We start from the raw sequence: 18,805 nt of genomic DNA, 5'->3' as shown, positions 1-18,805 counted from the left end.
CCTCTTCACTACATGACTCGTTTGAACATTTTTTCCACTTCATACGATGTAAAATGAATTAGCACTGGACGTCCATGTGGACATGTAAATGGATTATCAGCCTTGCGTAAATCTCTAAGCAAAATTTCCATTTGTTCTTTCGTTAAATAATAATTGGCTTTGATAGATTTTTTACAGCTCATCATAATCGCTGCGGCTTCACGTAATTTTTTAATATCTGCCTTTTTAGTCGTCAGCACCTGTTCAATTAAATCTTCAATGATTTCCTGTTCCTCACCTTGAGGGAACCAACTAGGGTGCTCTCGTACTACAAAGGAAGATTGTCCAAATTCCTCTAAAAATACGCCTACTGCTTCTAACTCTTGTTTGTGTTCTCGTAATAAAAGTGCCTCATCAGCCGCATAGTGGAATGTTAGTGGCAGCAGTAATGCCTGACGTTCATGTGGATTAACTTGACCAACCTTTTCCCGGAAAAATTCATATTTAATGCGCTCTTGTGCAGCATGTTGATCAATTAAATAAAAACCATCCTCCATTTGGGCGACAATGTATGTGCCATGGATTTGCCCTACTACTTCCAGCTCAGGGAACGGTTCCTTACCCGTTTCATCTACTAAATCCTCATGTTGCTCGGTAATAGTTATTTCTTCTATTTCTACAGCCTCTAATGACGGAGTTGTCTGCCCATAATCCTTTACAATAGTAGAAACAGGCTCTGGCTCTACTGGAGTTTCTCGTTGGTTTTCTCGAATGGTTTGCACATCATATAACTTCTCTACAATTGCGTTCATTTTCTCCACATCTATCTTAGGTGCAGGCTTCCAAATATTTAATTGCTCTGTAGCTGGTTTGACGATTTTTTCTTTTTTCTCCATTTGTGGTACACGAATAACGCTACGTATTCTCTCACGAATAGTTTCTTCGATTAATTTTAAAAGCTCTGGCTCCTTACTTAAACGAATTTGATGTTTAGCAGGATGCACATTGACATCTGTCAAATATGGATCTCCCTCAATATAAAGAACCACAATGGGAAAACGTTCAATTGGTAAATACGTATGGTAGGCATCAACAATGGCTTTTTGTACTAAATAATGCTTAACCCAGCGACCATTGACGAATAGAGACATATAATTTTTTGAAGTACGAGTTACCTCTGGTAGGGTCACATAGCCAGAAATACGATAATCGTGTGACTCTCCTTGGAAGGACACCATCTTCTTGGCATTATGTACTCCATAAATGGCAGCAAGCACTTGTTGCACATCTCCTCGTCCGTTTGTTTGGAGCAATATTTGACCATTATGCAGTAATCTAAAAGCAATTTGCGGATTACTAAGGGCAAGACGATTCATTAAGTCAATTGTGTGCCCAAGCTCAGTTTGAATAGTTTTCATATATTTTAAGCGAGCAGGTGTGTTAAAAAACAATTGTGATACCGTCAGATCTGTACCTTTACGTAAAGGGCCGGGCTTATGCGTCAACATATGACCACCCTCCAGCTCCAAATGTGTACCAGATTCACCGTTCGATGTAATTAGAGTCATTTTTGAAACAGAAGCAATAGATGCTAATGCCTCACCACGGAAGCCCAATGTACGAATACGAAATAAATCATGTTCTTGATGAATTTTACTCGTTGCATGGCGAGAGAATGACATAATAGCGTCCTCTTCATCCATACCGCTACCATTATCAATTACTTGAATGGAAGTGAGACCCGCTTCTAGTAAAAAAACATCAATGGACGTACTTCCCGCATCAATAGCATTTTCTACTAGCTCTTTGACAACTGAAGCTGGTCTTTCAACTACTTCTCCTGCTGCAATTTTATTGGAGAGCCATTCGTCCATAATTTGTATGTTTCCCACTAACGTATCACTCCTTTATTTTTTCATGTTTAATAACTCTTGCTGTAACTCATATAAAATATTCATCGCCTGCATCGGTGAAGTTCCTAAAATATTAACTTTCTCTAATTTTTTTAGTACCTCTGCCTCAGCTGGTGCCATTGGCTCTTCTTCAGTAAATAAAGACATTTGCAGTGGTGGTTCTGCTATTTTCTGTGCTTCAGCCACTACTTCGTTCCCAGCCTCAAAGTTTTCCAATAGCACACGAGCTCTTGCCAAAATTTCTTCTGGTAGCTGCGCCAATTGTGCCACATGAATACCGTATGATTTATCAGCAGCGCCTTTTTTCACCTTATGCAGGAAGACAACCATGCCATTTTTTTCGGTAGCTGCCACATGGACATTTTGTAAGCGTGGCAAATCCTTTTCAAGAGCTGTTAATTCATGATAATGCGTAGAAAACAACGTATTGGCACCGATTTTGTCATGAATATACTCCATCATGGATTGAGCTAAACTCATCCCATCATAAGTAGAGGTTCCTCGCCCAATTTCATCAAATAACATTAAACTGTTTTTTGTGGCATGCATAATGGCGTGTTGAGACTCAAGCATTTCCACCATAAATGTTGATTGCCCAGCTGCTAAATCATCAGCTGCTCCGATGCGAGTGAAAATTTGGTCAGTGATAGGTAGCTTAGCCTTTTCAGCAGGTACATAGCAGCCCATTTGTGCCATGACGACAATTAATGCTACCTGACGCATGTAGGTACTTTTACCAGACATATTTGGTCCCGTAATAAGCATCATGTTGTTCTGCTCCTCTAGCACACAATCGTTTGGTACATACATTTGCTTGTTTAACATCTTTTCCACAACAGGATGGCGACCCTCAATGATTTCGAGCGCTCGTCCATTATGGAATTGTGGTTTTGTAAAACGATATTTTTCTGAGATGCTAGCAAAGCTTAGCAAAACATCTAACTCACTTATGCTCGCTGCCAGTGCCTGTACACGTGGAATAAATTCCTTTAATGCATCTCGAATTTCTACAAATAAGTTATACTCTAGTGCTAGGCTTTCTTCCTCAGCATTTAAAATCAACGCTTCTTTTTCTTTTAGTTCCTGTGTAATATAGCGCTCTGCATTAGCAAGCGTTTGTTTACGTTCATAACGAGTTAAATCCGCTAAATGAATATTAGATTTAGTAATTTCAATATAATAACCAAAGATGCGATTATAGCCTATTTTTAAGTTTTTAATGCCTGTTTTTAGTCGCTCCTCTTGCTCCAACTGAGCGATCCAATCCTTACCATTACGGGCGGCATATCGAAGCTCGTCTAATCGTCCATGATAGCCGTCTCGAATCACATCACCTTCTTTAATGGTAATAGGTGGATTGTCCGTTATGGCTTTTGCTAAAAGTTCCTCAACATCTGTACATGTATCGAGTGCTACCCCTATTTGTTGGAGGGTCTCCTTACCTGCACCCATTAGCTGCTGCTGAATAGCTGGCACTTGGCGCAACGAATCTCGTAATTGTGCTAAATCACGGCCACCTACATTGCCAAAAGCAACTCGACCAGCTAGACGCTCTAAATCATATACCTGTTTTAAGGCAGTTTGTAACTCTGTTCTAACAAAATATTCTTCCAATAAATCAGTCACAATCGCTAGTCTAGACTCAATAGCTGAGCGTGTGGCAAGCGGCTGATGTAGCCATTGTTTTAATTTACGGCCACCCATTGCTGTGACGGTATCATCGAGTAACCATAACAGTGTCCCTTTTTGATCTCCACCGCGAATGGATTGAATGAGCTCTAAATTCCGCTTTGAGCTAGAATCAATGCGTAAATAATGCTTCATTTCATTAAACGTAAATGCTTGAATATGTGATAACGAACGCATTTGTGTTTTATCTATATAGGCCAATAATCGAAGGCATGAAATTTGTAAGGCTGGCGGAACAGCTTCTACATAGCTAGCTGCTTTATCCGTCGTCATTTCATCGGTTTCCACTGACAGTACAATGGCAGCATTTGCAGCATGTTCTGCTAACAATAGCTGTAAACTATCCGTTACAATAAGTTCACGAATACCATAGGCCTGCATTTGCATTAATAATGCTTTGCCATCGCCTTCAATGGAAGAAGCCACGGCTTCACCTGTTGATAAATCTAGATATGCATAGCCAAATGTTGTGTCATCCAGTTGTTCGGCTGCTCCAATAAAATGATTGGATTTCCCTTCAAGTGTCTTACCTTCCATAATTGTACCTGGTGTGATGAGTTGAACCACTTCACGTTTGACCACGCCTTTTGCTTGCTTTGGATCTTCCGTTTGTTCACAAATGGCCACTTTATAGCCTTTTTGCACAAGTGTTTCAATATAATTTTTAGCTGAATGATGCGGCACACCACACATGGGAATTCGCTCTTTTGCCCCTGCATCTCGGCTCGTTAATGTAATTTCTAAAATTTGTGAGGCATTGATGGCATCCTCAAAAAACATTTCATAAAAGTCACCTAATCTAAAAAATAAAAAGGCATCCTTGTAATCTTCCTTAACCTGCAGATACTGTTGCATCATTGGTGTATATGTTGTCATATAAATATTTACCTCGCTCTTACCTATAGATACTTTTATTATAACAAAAGATACATGCGAAACGCTTCATTCACCTTTTTTAAGATGCTAGCGTTTCGCATGTATCGAAAAATGATGGTTTCTAAAATTATCTTGGTCGTTCATCAGGAAACGATGATGACTCTAATACATACCTACCTTCTCCATCAGAGCTTGAAGATGAGCTTGAGCTCGAGCTAGATGAGGATGAGGATGATGAACTCTCATCATTAAAGCTCCAGTCTTCTTCATAATCTAGCGGATGTACACTAATACAAATTGTTGTTTCACCCATTACTTCCACAACCACTTCACGTTCCACTACAATTTCAAATTTCGTACCACATGAAGAAATAACTGCTTCAATACAATTTGGTTCTTGTATTACCCGTACACGAACATCATCACCAACACTAATTTCCCCTTCTCGATAGTGAAGCTTCACTTTGTCTTTATAGTGAATTGTTTCCGAAAACACAGCTGTCTTCGAATGATTACTGTAGGCATACCATACATTGACATCAAATTTCCCTGTTACTTCTACAAATTTCCCGACTCTTTTAGCAGAGCAAGTATGGTTAATTACCCAGCATCCTAAAATACTTGTCGGTTTATTTGTTGGTGATAATGTTACACGCTCTTCCGTTCTCTTCTTCCCTTTGGCAACTACTGCTTTCGTCACGATTTGTCGTAAACGTTTCAGCGCAATTCCTCCTTCGACTCTTTTCACTCCATCATATGCAGGTTGCGCCCATTGGGTGAACATATATTTTAGAGAATTAAATGATTCCTCTAGAACTCTTTCAGAAAGATGACTGCTATAGCATGAGCATTCCTCCATAGAAATGAACATAAAAAAGCTCGAATGCTGTCATTCGAGCTTTACTTCTATAATCTGTTAAGAACAGCTACCTGGTTGAGAATTATCTACATATGAACCCGTTTCACCACGTAGCACATCGCCGCCTGTTGAGCGGATAATCTCATTTGTTACATTATTAGCGATTGTATTCGATACTAATTGCAATAAATCATTAACATCGCCTTGTGATTCTTTAAATTGTTGAACAACTGGGATATCATTAATTTCTTCTTCGATTTTTGCAATTTTATCTTCAATCATTTTAAGCGCTTTTTCTTTCCCTAAGTGTTGGAAATTAACAGCCTGTTTTTGTAAACTTTTTAGACTAGCAATTCGTTCACGTACTTGTTGATTTTCATTGATTTGAGCTTCTGCTTTTTTGAAAAATTCAACCTCTGGTGTATTTGCAATCATATGTGCAATTTCATGTGATTTTTTAATTAAATCTTCTTTTGTGTATAAGATTTGTGTCATTTACGCTTCCACCTTTTCATTTTTTACGACTTCCAAAAACTCACCAGTAAGTGAATAAGATGTAGTCTCGATAATTTTAACCTTTACTAATTGACCAATTACTTCTGCTGGTCCTTTAAAATTGACCAAACGATTTTTACGTGTATAGCCTGCTAGCACATCATCTCGTCGTTTACTTGTTCCTTCAACTAATACTTCGACAACCTCACCATTTAAACGCTCTAAGGCTTTACGAGAATACTCACCCACAACTTCATTTAAACGTTGAAGTCGTTCCTTTTTCACCTCTTCAGGTACATTATCGACCATTTTTGCAGCCGGTGTCCCTTCACGAGGAGAATATATATACGTAAATGCTGCCTCAAAGCCAACTTCACGGTATAAGGAAAGCGTTTCCTCGAATTGTTCCTCTGTTTCATTTGGGTAGCCAACAATAATATCTGTCGTTAATGTTACTTCAGGAATGGCAGCCTTAATTTTTTCTACTAATGTCAGGAAATGCTCACGTGTATATTTACGAGCCATAATTTTTAAAATGTCATTAGAGCCAGATTGTACTGGTAAATGAATATGCTCTACTAAATTACCACGTTTTGCAAGTACTTCGATTAAATGATCATCAAAATCTCGAGGGTGACTCGTTGTAAAACGAATTCTTGGAATATCAATTTTTCTTAAAGCATCCATTAAATCACCAAGACGATATTCGATATCCTCAAAGTCTTTCCCGTAAGCGTTGACATTTTGACCAAGCAACATGATCTCTTGATAGCCCGCTGCCGCTAGCTCTCGAACCTCAGCAATGATCTCCTCTGGACGACGACTCCGCTCTTTTCCACGTGTATACGGTACGATACAATACGTACAGAATTTATCGCAACCATACATAATATTAACCCATGCTTTAATGGAACCAAGGCGTTTTTTCGGCAGATTTTCAATCACATCGCCTTCTTTTGACCAAACTTCTACGACCATCTCTTTCGACATGTAAGCTTCCTTAAGAATGTTTGGTAGGCGGTGAATATTGTGCGTTCCAAAAACCATATCGACATGTGGATAGCTTCTTAAAATTTTATTAACAACAGATTCCTCTTGCGACATACAGCCACAAACCCCGATTAGCATCTCTGGGTTTTTTCGTTTATATTTCAACAGGAAACCAAGTTCTCCAAATACTTTGTTTTCAGCATTTTCTCGAATGGCACATGTATTCAGCAAGACCACGTCAGCCTCTTCAATTATTTCAGTTGGTGTGTAACCCAGCTGCATAAAAATACCAGCCATTACTTCTGTGTCATGCTCATTCATTTGGCAGCCATAAGTACGAATGTAAAAAGTACGATCTTTACCCATTCCTGCAAATTGTTCGTCAATGTTAAAATCCTTATGGTATTTCACATCTTCTTTGCCACGTTTTTTAGCATCTTTTAAGGAAGGTGCCGTAAAGACCTTCTCAAAATATTTACTGTAATCCTTTTCAGGCTTGTCTTCTTTTTTTGGTTGATTGACCTGTTGATTAGCTAAGCGTTGTTCCTCATTCATCGCAATCAGGTAACTCCTTTCAAACGAAATCCATGCACTTGAATTTCCATCTTACTATTATACTGAATAGTTGATACTTCCTACAAGGCTTGCGCTTCAAATGTCGTGGTTTCGACTTAATTACAAGTAGCTGAAAGGATTGATTCGTCCATTTTCAAGTTCTATTATCTATTAGGCGCTAAACGTCCCGATTAATAAAATACTTCCTATGCTTGATATATAAGTATCCATCGTATAATTTCAGCTTAATCCAACGCTTCATACTCATATCCTCTTTATAAAATAAAGCATTTGTATATTGACCTTGTTTCACTAAACGTTTTGCTTCTATTTTTAATTTTTCATTCCCCATACATTTATATAAGGTTCTGGGAGGCAGTAGTGACCACAAATGCTTAGTTTGGACATATGTTCGTTCAAGCGGGATGTGGAATAGATAATCATCCACTACATATTGCATGTAGTTATGGCCGCTCGCTGTCACATAATAGCTGGAAGAACCGGCTCGTAAATTCAGCTCAAATAACTTGTACTCCCCATCTCGCGGATCATATTTCATATCAAAATTGGCATAGCCCGTATAACCAATGTCCTCCAACAGATGCCGGATTGTATCCATCAATTGCTCATCATAATCGGTCATGACAGCTAAAGAGATGCCCTTGTTTTGCGGAGAGGGGTCCTCAAATAGCTTATTGCTTAAACACATCAATTTCACTGTTTTATCCCTCCCTACATAAACATCTAACACACGAATGAACGAATCATCACCGGGGATAAACTCTTGTAAAATTAAGGAATCTTGATAGCTTGAGCGATAAATACAGTGAACAATCTTTTGCACCTCACTGTCATTATGGGCAAGATAAATTTTTTTCTTCTCAGGAAAGGAGCAGCTAGAGTACGCCACAGAATTAGAAGGTTTAATAATGATTGGGTAGTGGAATGGTATAACGCAGTTTGTCTGTTGTTCCTTTGTTACAGTCACTGTTTGAGGGTATTTTAACTTATATAAGTCACAAAGTTGATAAAATTTTTCCTTCGTTTGAACCTTCTTTAGCAAAGCTTGGTCGATATAGGGTAAAATAAAATATTTTTCTAGCTCCTCTTTATTTTGAATGATTAGCTCTGCGTAAAAGCAGTCACACACTAATAAAATCAATCGTTGATGCTGAAACTGCTTCGCCAGCATCTGCAGCGCTTGCACAAAATAGTGAGGGTCATCTAAATGCTCTACATATTGAAATTCGAGGATACCACTATTTTGAGTGGCGATGCCCTGGGCACCACCGGAGAAAAGTGATCGGAAATTCCCTCGCTCTCTAGCTGGCTCAATAACAAGGCTCTTAATATGATAAGCTTCATAAAAAGAACGGGCTACCCCGTAGGCATGCTGTCCTGACTGTATAACAATAGGCAAAAAAGGTTGTTCCTGTAGATATGACAATTCGATCGCCTCTCTAGTAAAAATGAATTTATTCATTTGTATGCGCACTAGATTGTACATATGTAGCACCCATAAAAGACACTAATATAAAACTTTAGTGCCTTCTCCAGTATCTATATTTCTATAAATTTTTTAATGCGTTGTTCAAAAGAGACAAGAGATTGAACCCCATGACTCTTGAGCAAGTCCGTATTGGCAAATGTATATTTTCCTAAATCATCAGGGAAATGGGCATCTGAGGATACAGTAAAAATAACCCCATAATCAAGTAAGGTTTGTAAAAAACGAGGGCCAGGGCACATTTCTTTTACAGGATAACGATAATACAAGCCGGCATTGATCTCAGTGGCAGTTTGGGTTGACGTTAAAGCTTGTGCGATACGCTCATACCAAACTTTCAGAAAAGCCTGATCCTCTACCTGATAATTAAATACTTTAAAGTTGTCAAGATGGGCAACAAAATCAAATAGTTTGGACTGAATCATGTTTTCAACAGTCATAAAGAATCGTTCATAATTTTCTTGTAATGCTTGCGGATTCATTTGTTCAAATAGATGTTCTGTTTGGGGATTATCAAAGCCCCATCCATCCACAAAATGGACTGAACCGATGACATAATCCCATGGGTGGTCTGCTAATAAGGAAGTTAGTTCCATCTCCCCACCTATAAAATAATCTGCCTCTATACCTAGCTTTAAGGCAATTCCTTCTTGGTGCCATTTTTCCTTCGCCTGCTGAATGGTAGAGACAAAAGAATCGATATTTTCTGTCATGACACGATCCAGCCAATATTGCTGTAATTGACCAATCTCACTATCGTCCAACTTCATAAAGCGCTCGAAATAAGCACGCGTCTCCTTAAAACGATATAAGTGATCAACAATGCCTACCTCACGTAATCCAAGCCGCTTTGCTTGCTGAAGATATAAATCTAACCATTCCTCACTATAACAGCCATTTTGAACCCTCTTTGTTAACCTCTGAAGTTGATAGGTCATTTGCTCCTTTGAACCTTGTGCAGATGCATCCACACATTCAAAGAACTCAAGCGCCTGTGATGTACGCTCTAGCCAGCGCGATGAATAAGGACCCTCTTCTAAATGTACATGATAATCAATAGTCATCAACTTTTCCCTCCATTACATACCGTCCATTTTTCTTCATAAGCCTGCCATTCTAATGGACAAGTACTTTCACAAAAAATTTCCGTACATTCTTCAAGATGACAGATTTGGAAAAATGATTTTCCATTAATCTTTGATGCATCCGCTAATAAATAATTAACCTTACTATGCTTTTGCATTTTTTTTGAAATAAGAGATTCATCTAAATCATAATCATACACGACACCCTCACTAATGCCGCCACAGGAGATAAATGCTTTGTCAAAATTCATATTATCTAACATTTCCAAAGTCATAGCGCCTGCGACAGAGGATTGTCGAGGATTCGCAGTACCTCCTAGTAAAATAACCTTCCCCGTCATGCGCCTTTCTTCTATTGCTAAATTGAACTGGACAGCTGCTGCAATCGAGTTCGTAACAACTGTTATATCGTCAACAGCCAGTAGAAAATCTGCAATATGGACCGTTGTCGTCCCCGTATCAATGGCTATCGTATCTCCATCACCAATACGTTTTGCGGCCATGCGAGCAATTTGACGCTTAGCCTCTTTTTGCATTTGAAGCTTACGCAAAAAGGCAGGCTCATTCCGCACGTTCGTATATTTAATAGCTCCTCCATGCACTCTTGTTAATAATCGCTGTTGCTCTAATTCATCAAAGTCTCTGCGTATTGTTTCAGGGGCTACTTGAAGCGCATCAGCAATATTCGCAACAATAATTTTCCCTTCCCGCTCTAATTGTTTTAAGATAAATTCAAATCTTTCTAGTTTTGCGTAAGTCATGATAATGCAATCACATCTTCTTTTGCGACATAACACTTATAGGTTGTTCCCATTTCAATTGAATCACCCTGTTGATGCAGTTGCTCCATTGTAAATATGGTTTCTCCCTCAAATGTTGTTCGAATGATATTGCCACTCATTAATGATTGTCTCGCTGTTCCTGTTATAGACAGATCACCGTTTCTTTTATCGAAATGCAGAGCTTCTGGACGAATCGCAAATTTACGGTAGGTTTCTGGTAAAGATTCTCCGAGCATTCGCTCTAATACCTGTCGGGAAAAAACATTATAATGCCCGATAAAATTAGCAATAAATTCATTATCAGGTTTTGTATAAATCTCAGTTGGTGTCCCACTTTGCGCAATACTGCCATTATTCATTACAAATATTCTGTCTGAAACAGCCATGGCCTCTTCCTGATCATGCGTTACTAAAATCATCGTCATATTGAGCTTCCGTTGAATGGCTCGTAAATCTGTTTGAAGCTTCTTTCGTATTTGAGCATCTAGCGCACTCAGTGGCTCGTCTAATAACAACACTTTAGGTCGAACAATTAAGGCTCGTGCTAGTGCAACACGTTGTTGTTGACCTCCCGATAGTTCTTTCGGATATGCGTGGGCTTTTTCACTTAAATGAACAAGCTCCAGCATGTCTTGAACGCGTTTTTCTAAATCAACTGAATTCTCCTTTTGCATACGTAAGCCAAAGGCGACATTTTCTTGCACGGTCATATTCGGAAAAAGTGCATAGGATTGAAAAACCATCCCTACTTGGCGATCCTTAGGTTGTACACCATTCATATCTTTGTCTTCAATGGAAATAAGCCCTGCCGATGCATCTGTCAAGCCTGCGACAATGCGAAGAATCGTACTCTTTCCACAGCCACTTGGCCCTAATAAAGTAATAAATTCACCTTTGTCAATTTTCATATTAATATTCGATAAAACAGTTGATGACCCATAGTTTTTATGAAGCCCTTCAATAACAAGATAACTCATAGATTTGTAGCACCTTTCGATCGTTTCGTTACTAAAGCAATGACAAATGTTAATAAACCCATCAGCACGATATAAATGAAAACTACTGCACTAGCGATATGTCCACTAGTACTAAGTTTTTTCATTAAATAAATTTGAACTGTTTCAAAGCGAGAGCCAACAACAAGATTAATTAAGACAAATTCACCAAATAAAACAGAGAAAGATAACAGCGCACCTGCAAATAAGCCTGGATAAACAGTAGGCAGTAAAATTTTTGTGAACGCTTGCCTTTTAGATGCCCCAAGTAATTGAGCTGCATCAAGAAGCTGCCTTGCATCTATATTTCGCAAACTATTTCGTGTGCCCTGATAGATATAAGGTAGAATTCCAACAACATAGGCCCCTAGAACAACGAAAATCATCGGTATCCCTATTTGACTATAAACACGGATAAGCCCAACCGCTAAAATGATTCCTGGGAAAGAATAGACCATGACAACGGCCATCTGTATCCATTTTTCATACGTTGGAAAGTACAAGACAATAACGAAGATGGCTGGCACAATAACGAGGAGTGCGATACTAACAGCACCACCTGCTAGCAATACTGAACGTCCAAATGCCTGAATAAATTCACTATCCTGAAACAATGTGGAAAACCATTTTAATGTAAATCCTTCTGGTAATATAGTTGAATTCCATTTTGATGCGAAAGCGTAGAGCATCGTTGCTAGAACGGGCAATATAAGATACCCCATTAACAGGAGGAAAAATAAATCAGCCAAGCCTCGCTTTTTCATTTAAGCTTCCTCCTTGTGTTTGAGATGCTCCACTCACTAATTAACATCGCCGTTACCATCGATACGGCTAAAATGACCGCAATTGCACTTGCTAGCTCTGGTTGGGCAAAGATATCACCTTTAATTAATGAGCCAATACGAATCGCCACTAAATTGTAATTACTGCTAGTCAATGCATAGGCTGAGGCATACGCACCCATAGCATTAGCAAATAATACACTAAAAGTTCCGACAATCCCTGGAAGCATCACGGGTAGACCAATTTTCCTCCAAAACTGCCAACTGGATGCCCCTAAAAGTGCAGCTGCCTCCTTCCACTGCTGCTGGATTCCATCATAAATCGGATATAACAGCATAAGCGATAGTGGAAGCTGAAAGTAAATATAAATTAATAAAAGGCCACCCCAACTATAAAGTGAAAATGATGACAATGCATCGATATCCCATTTTTCAAATAACAGTGTAAATAAACCACTGTTGCCAAGTAACACGATAAAGGCAAAAGCTAACGGAATACCCGAAAAATTAGATGTTAAATTTGTTAGTATTAAAATTTTCTCTCTCACTGGCTCAGAAAACTTCATCATCGCATAGACCGCGAACAATGTAACCATTAACGCGATAATAGCTGAAATGATGGATAAGGTAATACTATTTTTAAAACCTTGTAAAATATAGCCGTTCGTAAAGACAGCCTTGTATTGCGTTAGCGTGAAGCCATCACTATTTTGAAAGCTAGTTATGAGCATATACAATAAAGGGACAAGGAAAAATAATAATAGTAATACTAGAAAAGGAGAAAGCCAGGCAATGGATTGCCGCTTCGATATCAACACAATCACTTCTTTCTATAATTACTGCTGCCCAAGGGGATAATAGTCGCTCTAGCCTAACAGGAGCGACTATTATGATTTAAACCTCTTTTGCTGTATATACACCTTCAAGTAAAAGTGGCACCATTTCATCAGTAGGCTCCATATTCAATAAATGACAGCATAGTGGTGCAATTTGTAATTGGGAAACAACACCCTCATTTATCCCTGCCTTGACAGAATCGGCGATTACAAACAGTGGAACATAACGATCCTCATCCGTTGTTCCCCCATGATTGCCATCACTCGTCATGCCATGATCAGCTGTAACAATGACCTCATACCCTTGCGCCATACATTTTGGAATGAATAATGATAATATGGCATCCATCGCTAAAACACGATTGCGATATTGTGCGGAATCCGCAGTAAATTTATGACCATCATCATCAACATTCATCGGATGAATATAAAGGAAATCAGGCTGCTTTTCATCCATTAACCAGGCTGCATCTGCAAATACATGACTATCCGGATAATGATCCTCAAAATAGAACAATCCATTGTCAATTGGTAAGGATGTATCCAGTTGAATTCTGTCAGCCATATGGTTAAATGGCGCTCTGTTATAAAGTTCACTTACCCAATAATAGGCTGAGGCTGCTGTAGACAATCCGTGTTCCTTTGCAACGTGAAAGACACTTTTTTGAGTCGATAAACGGACGGTCATATTACTTGTGACACCATGAACAATTGGGGGTGTCCCTGTTAAAATGGTTTCATATAATGGTCTAGATAACGCAGGAACCTCCGAACAAATTTTATAGCGGGCTGCTACCTTTCGCTCTACTAAATGGTGTAAAAATCCCATATGGGAACAAGCAGTATCAAAGCGTAGTGCATCAACGACAATTAAAACTACTTTCTTATTTTGCATGGATTAACACCTGCTCCTGATATAATTGTGGAATTTGCTTTGTTGTATCTTCCCATTTCTTTTGATCGTTTACTGGTTGAGCATTGTTATACATATCAGCTGGTAACAATAAATCTTTTACATCCTGTGGTAGGTCCACCTTGTCTCGAATTGGTCTTGCATAGCCTTTTGCTAAATTTTCTTGACCTGCATCAGATAAAATATATTCACGTGCTAGCATGGCTGCATGTGGGTTTTTAGCATACTTATTAATGATCGTTGCATAGCCCGAAGTAACAGAACCCTCTTTCGGTATCACTACATCAAAACGTTCCTCATCAATTTGGTGACGATAGCCTAATGCATTAAAATCCCATAAGATAGCGACATCAATTTCTCCCTTTTCTAAATTTGCGACAGATGGGTCACCCTGTAATCTACCTTGCTTCGCTAACTCTGCAAAAAAATCAATCCCGGGTTGAATATTGGACTCATCTCCACCAAAAGCCATGGCAGCAGCTAAAATGGCAAACTGTGCTTGGTTAGCTGTTAATGCATCTCCAATACTGACTGTATAATTGCCATTTTTTAAATCCTCCCACGATTTCGGAGCATCTTTTACATTATTTTTATCTGTTAAAAATGAAATAGTTCCTGTATAGCCTACAATCCAATGGCCTTCATTGTCTTTTGCCCAATCAGGTATCTCTTCCCAATAAGAAGTTTTGTATGGTAATGTGAGGCCCTTGTCCTTAGCAATCGGACCAAAAGCAATCCCTACATCACCAATATCTGCTGTAGCATCATCTTTCTCTGCTTCAAACTTTGCTAATTCTTCAGCACTCGACATATCTGTATCTTTGTGTTTAATGCTATATTCAGTTCCTAGCTCCTCCCAAGTCTCCACCCAGTTCGCCCATGTATCAGGCATACCAACAGAATTGACAGCCCCCTCTTCCTTTGCTTTTGTCGTAATTTCTTCAAGCGTTACATCTTCCTTTACCTCATTTGTACCTGATGAACTGTCTGAACAAGCTGCCAACATGGAAATGGCTAATGCACCAATTAAGCCTTTTTTCCACAACTTTTGAATTGCCATGTGTTGGACCCTCCATTTGTTTTGGTTTATTTTTATTTGCTTACATCCGTAATGGTATAAAACAAACATTAAGCAAGTATGGAGGTCATTAAAATATTTAGTAAAAATTATTGAGAAATTATAAAATCTATGAATGTAAATAATAATTGAAGGAGAATTGTAAAATGGAAGGAAGGAGATAAGGAGAAATCTAGTTCTGTATGTGCACGTTTGTTTGAAGAGACGTACACATACCTAGATTATTTGGAGAGACCTAAAAAATTTGCATATGTATGCGGCTCATTTTCCTTTAAAATTGTTAAAAATGTAAACGCTAGTTGAACAACAGACCACCATCTCATATTATAAGACATTTCAAAACGAGCGGGTTCTAACGTAAAGACATCCTGAAAAATAGTCATTGGCTCTATTTGCTCATCCTTTAAAATAGACAGAAAGCCCAAAAATAACGAATGATCTTTGACCTCTATCAGTTTGCCCTCTACTAGCGCGTCAATATTTTCAGGTTGTTGAAAATTACAGTGTGTTGCCACATACCGCTCTAAATTCTGAGCACGCTGCCTTTCTTCACGTTCCCTTTTCTTTGCAATAAAATCAATGACGTTATTCACGTGCATCGCCTCTTTTTTTTCTTTTATTGTAGCATTTTCGGGGAGATTTTTACCTCTACCAGCCCCTTCTATTTGTTTTAGATTCACAACTTGAATATGATTTCACATATTTTTTGTATCTTTACTGCTGTTTTCTAACTCTACAAGCAATACATTCATACAACCAAAAAAGCATTTGGACTATTACCAGTCCAAATGCTTTGATTCTAGCATCTTACATAAATTCTTTTACTAATTCATTGAACTCATTTTCGCTCATTTTGATATCAATATCTGTTAATGGTAACTCGGAGTAACCAGGTACTTTTTCTTGATAGGACGTTGTTTCTGTATCATGATAAATAACGCCTGTTACTAAGCCCTCGTTCTCCATCACTGTACGCATTGCCATACCGCGATCAGTGTGATCATAGCCTTCAACATCAACTAGCTTTGTTAAGTTCTCTTTAAACCAATCGTATGTGTTCACTTTGTTATATGTGACACAAGGTGAAAAGACATTGATGAATGAGAAGCCTTTATGATTGATACCCGCTTCGATTAAAGCTGTTAACTCTTTAATATCAGTCGAGAAGCCTTGTGCCACAAATGTAGCACCACTTGTTAACGCAACTTCTAAAGGTTTTAACGATGGCTCAATTGCTCCACCTGGTGTGGATTTAGTAATAAATCCAGCAGCAGAGCGAGGCGATGTTTGACCTTTTGTTAAACCATAAATTTGGTTATCCATGACAATATACGTAATATCGATGTTACGGCGAATTGCATGAATGGTGTGCCCCATACCAATCGCAAATCCATCACCATCACCACCAGAAGCGATGACATGTAAATCACGATTAGCCATTTTTAACCCTTGTGCAATCGGAAGTGCACGACCATGAATACCATGAAATCCGTAAGAATTAATATATCCTGAAATACGACCCGAACAACCAATCCCAGAAATTACTGCAAGTTCATTTGGTTCAATTCCCACATTCGCAGCAGCACGTTGAATAGCCGCTTGTACAGAGAAGTCTCCACAGCCTGGGCACCAGTTTGGCTTTACTGCATTACGAAAATCCTTAAATGTTGCCATTAGCGAGTCAACTCCTTCACACGATTTTCTAATTCACCTGGCAAGAATGGTGTACCATTATATTTAGTGATTGTCGCGATTTTATCGTGACCACCTATGTTCATCTTCATAATGTTTGCCAATTGACCCGTATAGTTATTTTCCACAACGATTACTTTTTTCGCTTTCGCTACAAGTGGTGCCATTTCCGCAGATGGGAATGGATGAATTAAGCGAACATGTGCATGATTAACTTTCATTCCTTGCGCATTGAGTCGTTCTTGTACTTCTTCAATAGCGCCCCTTGTTGAGTTAAAGCCTACTAATAAAATATCCGCCTCTTCATGTGGAGCATTCACAAACACTGGATTATCAAATTTCAAATTCTCTAACTTACGAAAGCGTTTATCCATTTGAGTTTGACGATTACCCGTTGCTTCAGATGGCTTCCCTGTTTCATCATGTTCCACGCCTGTAACGTGGTGAATACCATGTAATGTACCAGGTAATACCCGAGGTGAAACCCCATCTTCAGTATCCTCATAGCGTTTGAAATAGGCTTTATCAGCGGCTTCTTCAAGATCATCAATCACAATTTTACCACGACGAATTTCAATCTTACTGTAATCAAATGGTTCTACAGATTGTTTCCCTAACGATAATTGTAAATCAGTCATTAAGATAACTGGTAATTGCAATTCCTCCGCAATATTAAATGCTTGAATTGTGTCAAAGAATGCTTCCTCCATTGTAGAAGGTGCAATAACTACTTTAGGAATTTCGCCATGTGTTCCGTATAGCATTGCCATTAAGTCTGATTGTTCTTGCTTTGTTGGTAGCCCAGTTGAAGGACCTCCGCGTTGTGTATCCACGACCACTAATGGCTGCTCCGTCATACCTGAAAGACCAATTGCTTCCATCATCAGTGAAAGACCAGGTCCAGCCGATGCTGTAAAGGAGCGAACACCACCAAAGTTAGCGCCAATCGCCATTGTTGCTGCGGCAATCTCATCTTCTGTTTGGATGACTGTGCCGCCGAATTTTGGTAGTTTCTTAATTAGATACTCCATAATTTCAGAAGCTGGTGTAATTGGGTAGGCTGCCATAAAGCGTGTCCCAGCTGCTAATGCACCAAGTGCTACTGCATCATTACCAATCATAAACATCCGACGTTTTCCATCTGCTGGAGAAAGCTCCCATGCACCTACGCGATCACCTAACAGCTCATTCATGATTTGACGACCACGAGTAATGGCCTCCATGTTTTTTTGAACGACCTCTTCGCCCTTTTTCCCAAAAATATCATCGACAACATTTTGGAACACTGCGTCCTCTAGGTTTAGCAATGATGCGGTTGCACCGATGGCTACCATGTTTTTCATCAATGAAGTGCCAAGCTCTGCTGCTATTTCTGTAAACGGTACAACAAATAATGGAGCCTTTGAATCTTCTGGTTTAACAGGATCAAATTTGGCATCCGCTAAAATAACACCATTTTCTGTAAGCTCTTTATAATTGACATCGATTGTTTCCTGATCGAACGCCACTAAAATATCTAAATCATCCGCAATTGCACGTACTTCTGTTGGACGAACTGTAATTTTATTATTCGTATGGCCACCTTTAATTCGAGAAGAGAAGTGACGATAACCGTATAGGAAATAGCCTAGACGATTCATTGCCATTGAGAAAATCTCACCTGTACTCTCAATCCCTTCACCCTGTTGCCCACCGACTTTCCATGAAAGCTGATGTAACATGTCAACAACTCCTTAAATCCAATGTGTACTATTATTTTTCCTTCATAAGTTTAACACG

Annotated in this window: 16 protein-coding genes; all 16 read right to left on the bottom strand. The window is 38.9% G+C overall.

Going from position 1 to position 18,805, the window contains the following annotated elements:
* Positions 1–8: 8 nt before the first annotated feature.
* Positions 9–1,871, bottom strand: coding sequence for a DNA mismatch repair endonuclease MutL (mutL, locus tag ACE1MS_RS05375; protein WP_447402740.1), 1,863 nt, complete (start codon positions 1,869–1,871; stop codon positions 9–11).
* 15 nt (positions 1,872–1,886) lie between these two features.
* The gene (mutS, locus tag ACE1MS_RS05370) at positions 1,887–4,457 is read right to left on the bottom strand and encodes a DNA mismatch repair protein MutS (protein WP_207889712.1); all 2,571 of its coding nucleotides are present in this window, start codon (positions 4,455–4,457) and stop codon (positions 1,887–1,889) included.
* A 127-nt stretch (positions 4,458–4,584) separates the two neighbouring features.
* Positions 4,585–5,241 (bottom strand): outer spore coat protein CotE, encoded by a 657-nt coding sequence (cotE, locus tag ACE1MS_RS05365; RefSeq protein ID WP_012293355.1) that lies wholly within the window; start codon positions 5,239–5,241, stop codon positions 4,585–4,587.
* A 132-nt stretch (positions 5,242–5,373) separates the two neighbouring features.
* Positions 5,374–5,811 (bottom strand): RicAFT regulatory complex protein RicA family protein, encoded by a 438-nt coding sequence (locus ACE1MS_RS05360; RefSeq protein WP_012293354.1) that lies wholly within the window; start codon positions 5,809–5,811, stop codon positions 5,374–5,376.
* Positions 5,812–7,356 carry a tRNA (N6-isopentenyl adenosine(37)-C2)-methylthiotransferase MiaB gene (gene miaB / locus ACE1MS_RS05355; RefSeq protein ID WP_031419051.1) on the bottom strand — a complete coding sequence of 515 codons (1,545 nt, stop codon included), beginning with the start codon at positions 7,354–7,356 and terminating at the stop codon, positions 5,812–5,814. It lies immediately after the preceding gene.
* Between the two features lie 178 nt (positions 7,357–7,534).
* Positions 7,535–8,839 carry a carboxylate--amine ligase gene (locus ACE1MS_RS05350; RefSeq protein WP_426388296.1) on the bottom strand — a complete coding sequence of 435 codons (1,305 nt, stop codon included), beginning with the start codon at positions 8,837–8,839 and terminating at the stop codon, positions 7,535–7,537.
* Between the two features lie 77 nt (positions 8,840–8,916).
* Entirely contained in the window at positions 8,917–9,927 is a 1,011-nt protein-coding gene (locus ACE1MS_RS05345) for a histidinol phosphate phosphatase domain-containing protein (protein ID WP_036215005.1), read from the bottom strand.
* Positions 9,927–10,709, bottom strand: a complete 783-nt coding sequence (locus tag ACE1MS_RS05340; protein WP_012293350.1) for a DeoR/GlpR family DNA-binding transcription regulator — start codon at positions 10,707–10,709, stop codon at positions 9,927–9,929. Before ACE1MS_RS05340 ends, ACE1MS_RS05345 begins: the two co-directional genes overlap by 1 nt.
* A complete protein-coding gene (locus tag ACE1MS_RS05335; protein WP_036167487.1) occupies positions 10,706–11,707 on the bottom strand; it encodes an ABC transporter ATP-binding protein in 1,002 nt (333 codons plus the stop codon). The genes ACE1MS_RS05340 and ACE1MS_RS05335 overlap by 4 nt, the downstream gene beginning before the upstream one ends.
* The gene (locus ACE1MS_RS05330; protein ID WP_012293348.1) at positions 11,704–12,489 is read right to left on the bottom strand and encodes an ABC transporter permease; all 786 of its coding nucleotides are present in this window, start codon (positions 12,487–12,489) and stop codon (positions 11,704–11,706) included. Before ACE1MS_RS05330 ends, ACE1MS_RS05335 begins: the two co-directional genes overlap by 4 nt.
* Entirely contained in the window at positions 12,486–13,331 is an 846-nt protein-coding gene (locus ACE1MS_RS05325; protein WP_012293347.1) for an ABC transporter permease, read from the bottom strand. Before ACE1MS_RS05325 ends, ACE1MS_RS05330 begins: the two co-directional genes overlap by 4 nt.
* A gap of 70 nt (positions 13,332–13,401) precedes the next feature.
* The gene (locus ACE1MS_RS05320) at positions 13,402–14,238 is read right to left on the bottom strand and encodes an alkaline phosphatase family protein (protein ID WP_447402739.1); all 837 of its coding nucleotides are present in this window, start codon (positions 14,236–14,238) and stop codon (positions 13,402–13,404) included.
* Entirely contained in the window at positions 14,228–15,316 is a 1,089-nt protein-coding gene (locus ACE1MS_RS05315) for an ABC transporter substrate-binding protein (protein ID WP_012293345.1), read from the bottom strand. The genes ACE1MS_RS05320 and ACE1MS_RS05315 overlap by 11 nt, the downstream gene beginning before the upstream one ends.
* A gap of 239 nt (positions 15,317–15,555) precedes the next feature.
* Positions 15,556–15,933 (bottom strand): 2-oxoglutarate ferredoxin oxidoreductase subunit beta, encoded by a 378-nt coding sequence (locus ACE1MS_RS05310; protein ID WP_206700921.1) that lies wholly within the window; start codon positions 15,931–15,933, stop codon positions 15,556–15,558.
* Positions 15,934–16,141: 208 nt separating this feature from the next.
* Positions 16,142–17,008, bottom strand: coding sequence for a 2-oxoacid:ferredoxin oxidoreductase subunit beta (locus ACE1MS_RS05305; RefSeq protein ID WP_031419038.1), 867 nt, complete (start codon positions 17,006–17,008; stop codon positions 16,142–16,144).
* Positions 17,008–18,747 (bottom strand): 2-oxoacid:acceptor oxidoreductase subunit alpha, encoded by a 1,740-nt coding sequence (locus ACE1MS_RS05300; RefSeq protein ID WP_031419036.1) that lies wholly within the window; start codon positions 18,745–18,747, stop codon positions 17,008–17,010. Before ACE1MS_RS05300 ends, ACE1MS_RS05305 begins: the two co-directional genes overlap by 1 nt.
* Positions 18,748–18,805 lie beyond the last annotated feature (58 nt).

The sequence above is a fragment of the Lysinibacillus sp. fkY74-1 genome (assembly GCF_053165895.1).
The sequence above is the reverse complement of the archived record's forward strand: the minus strand, read 5'-3'. Positions and strand labels throughout refer to the sequence as shown.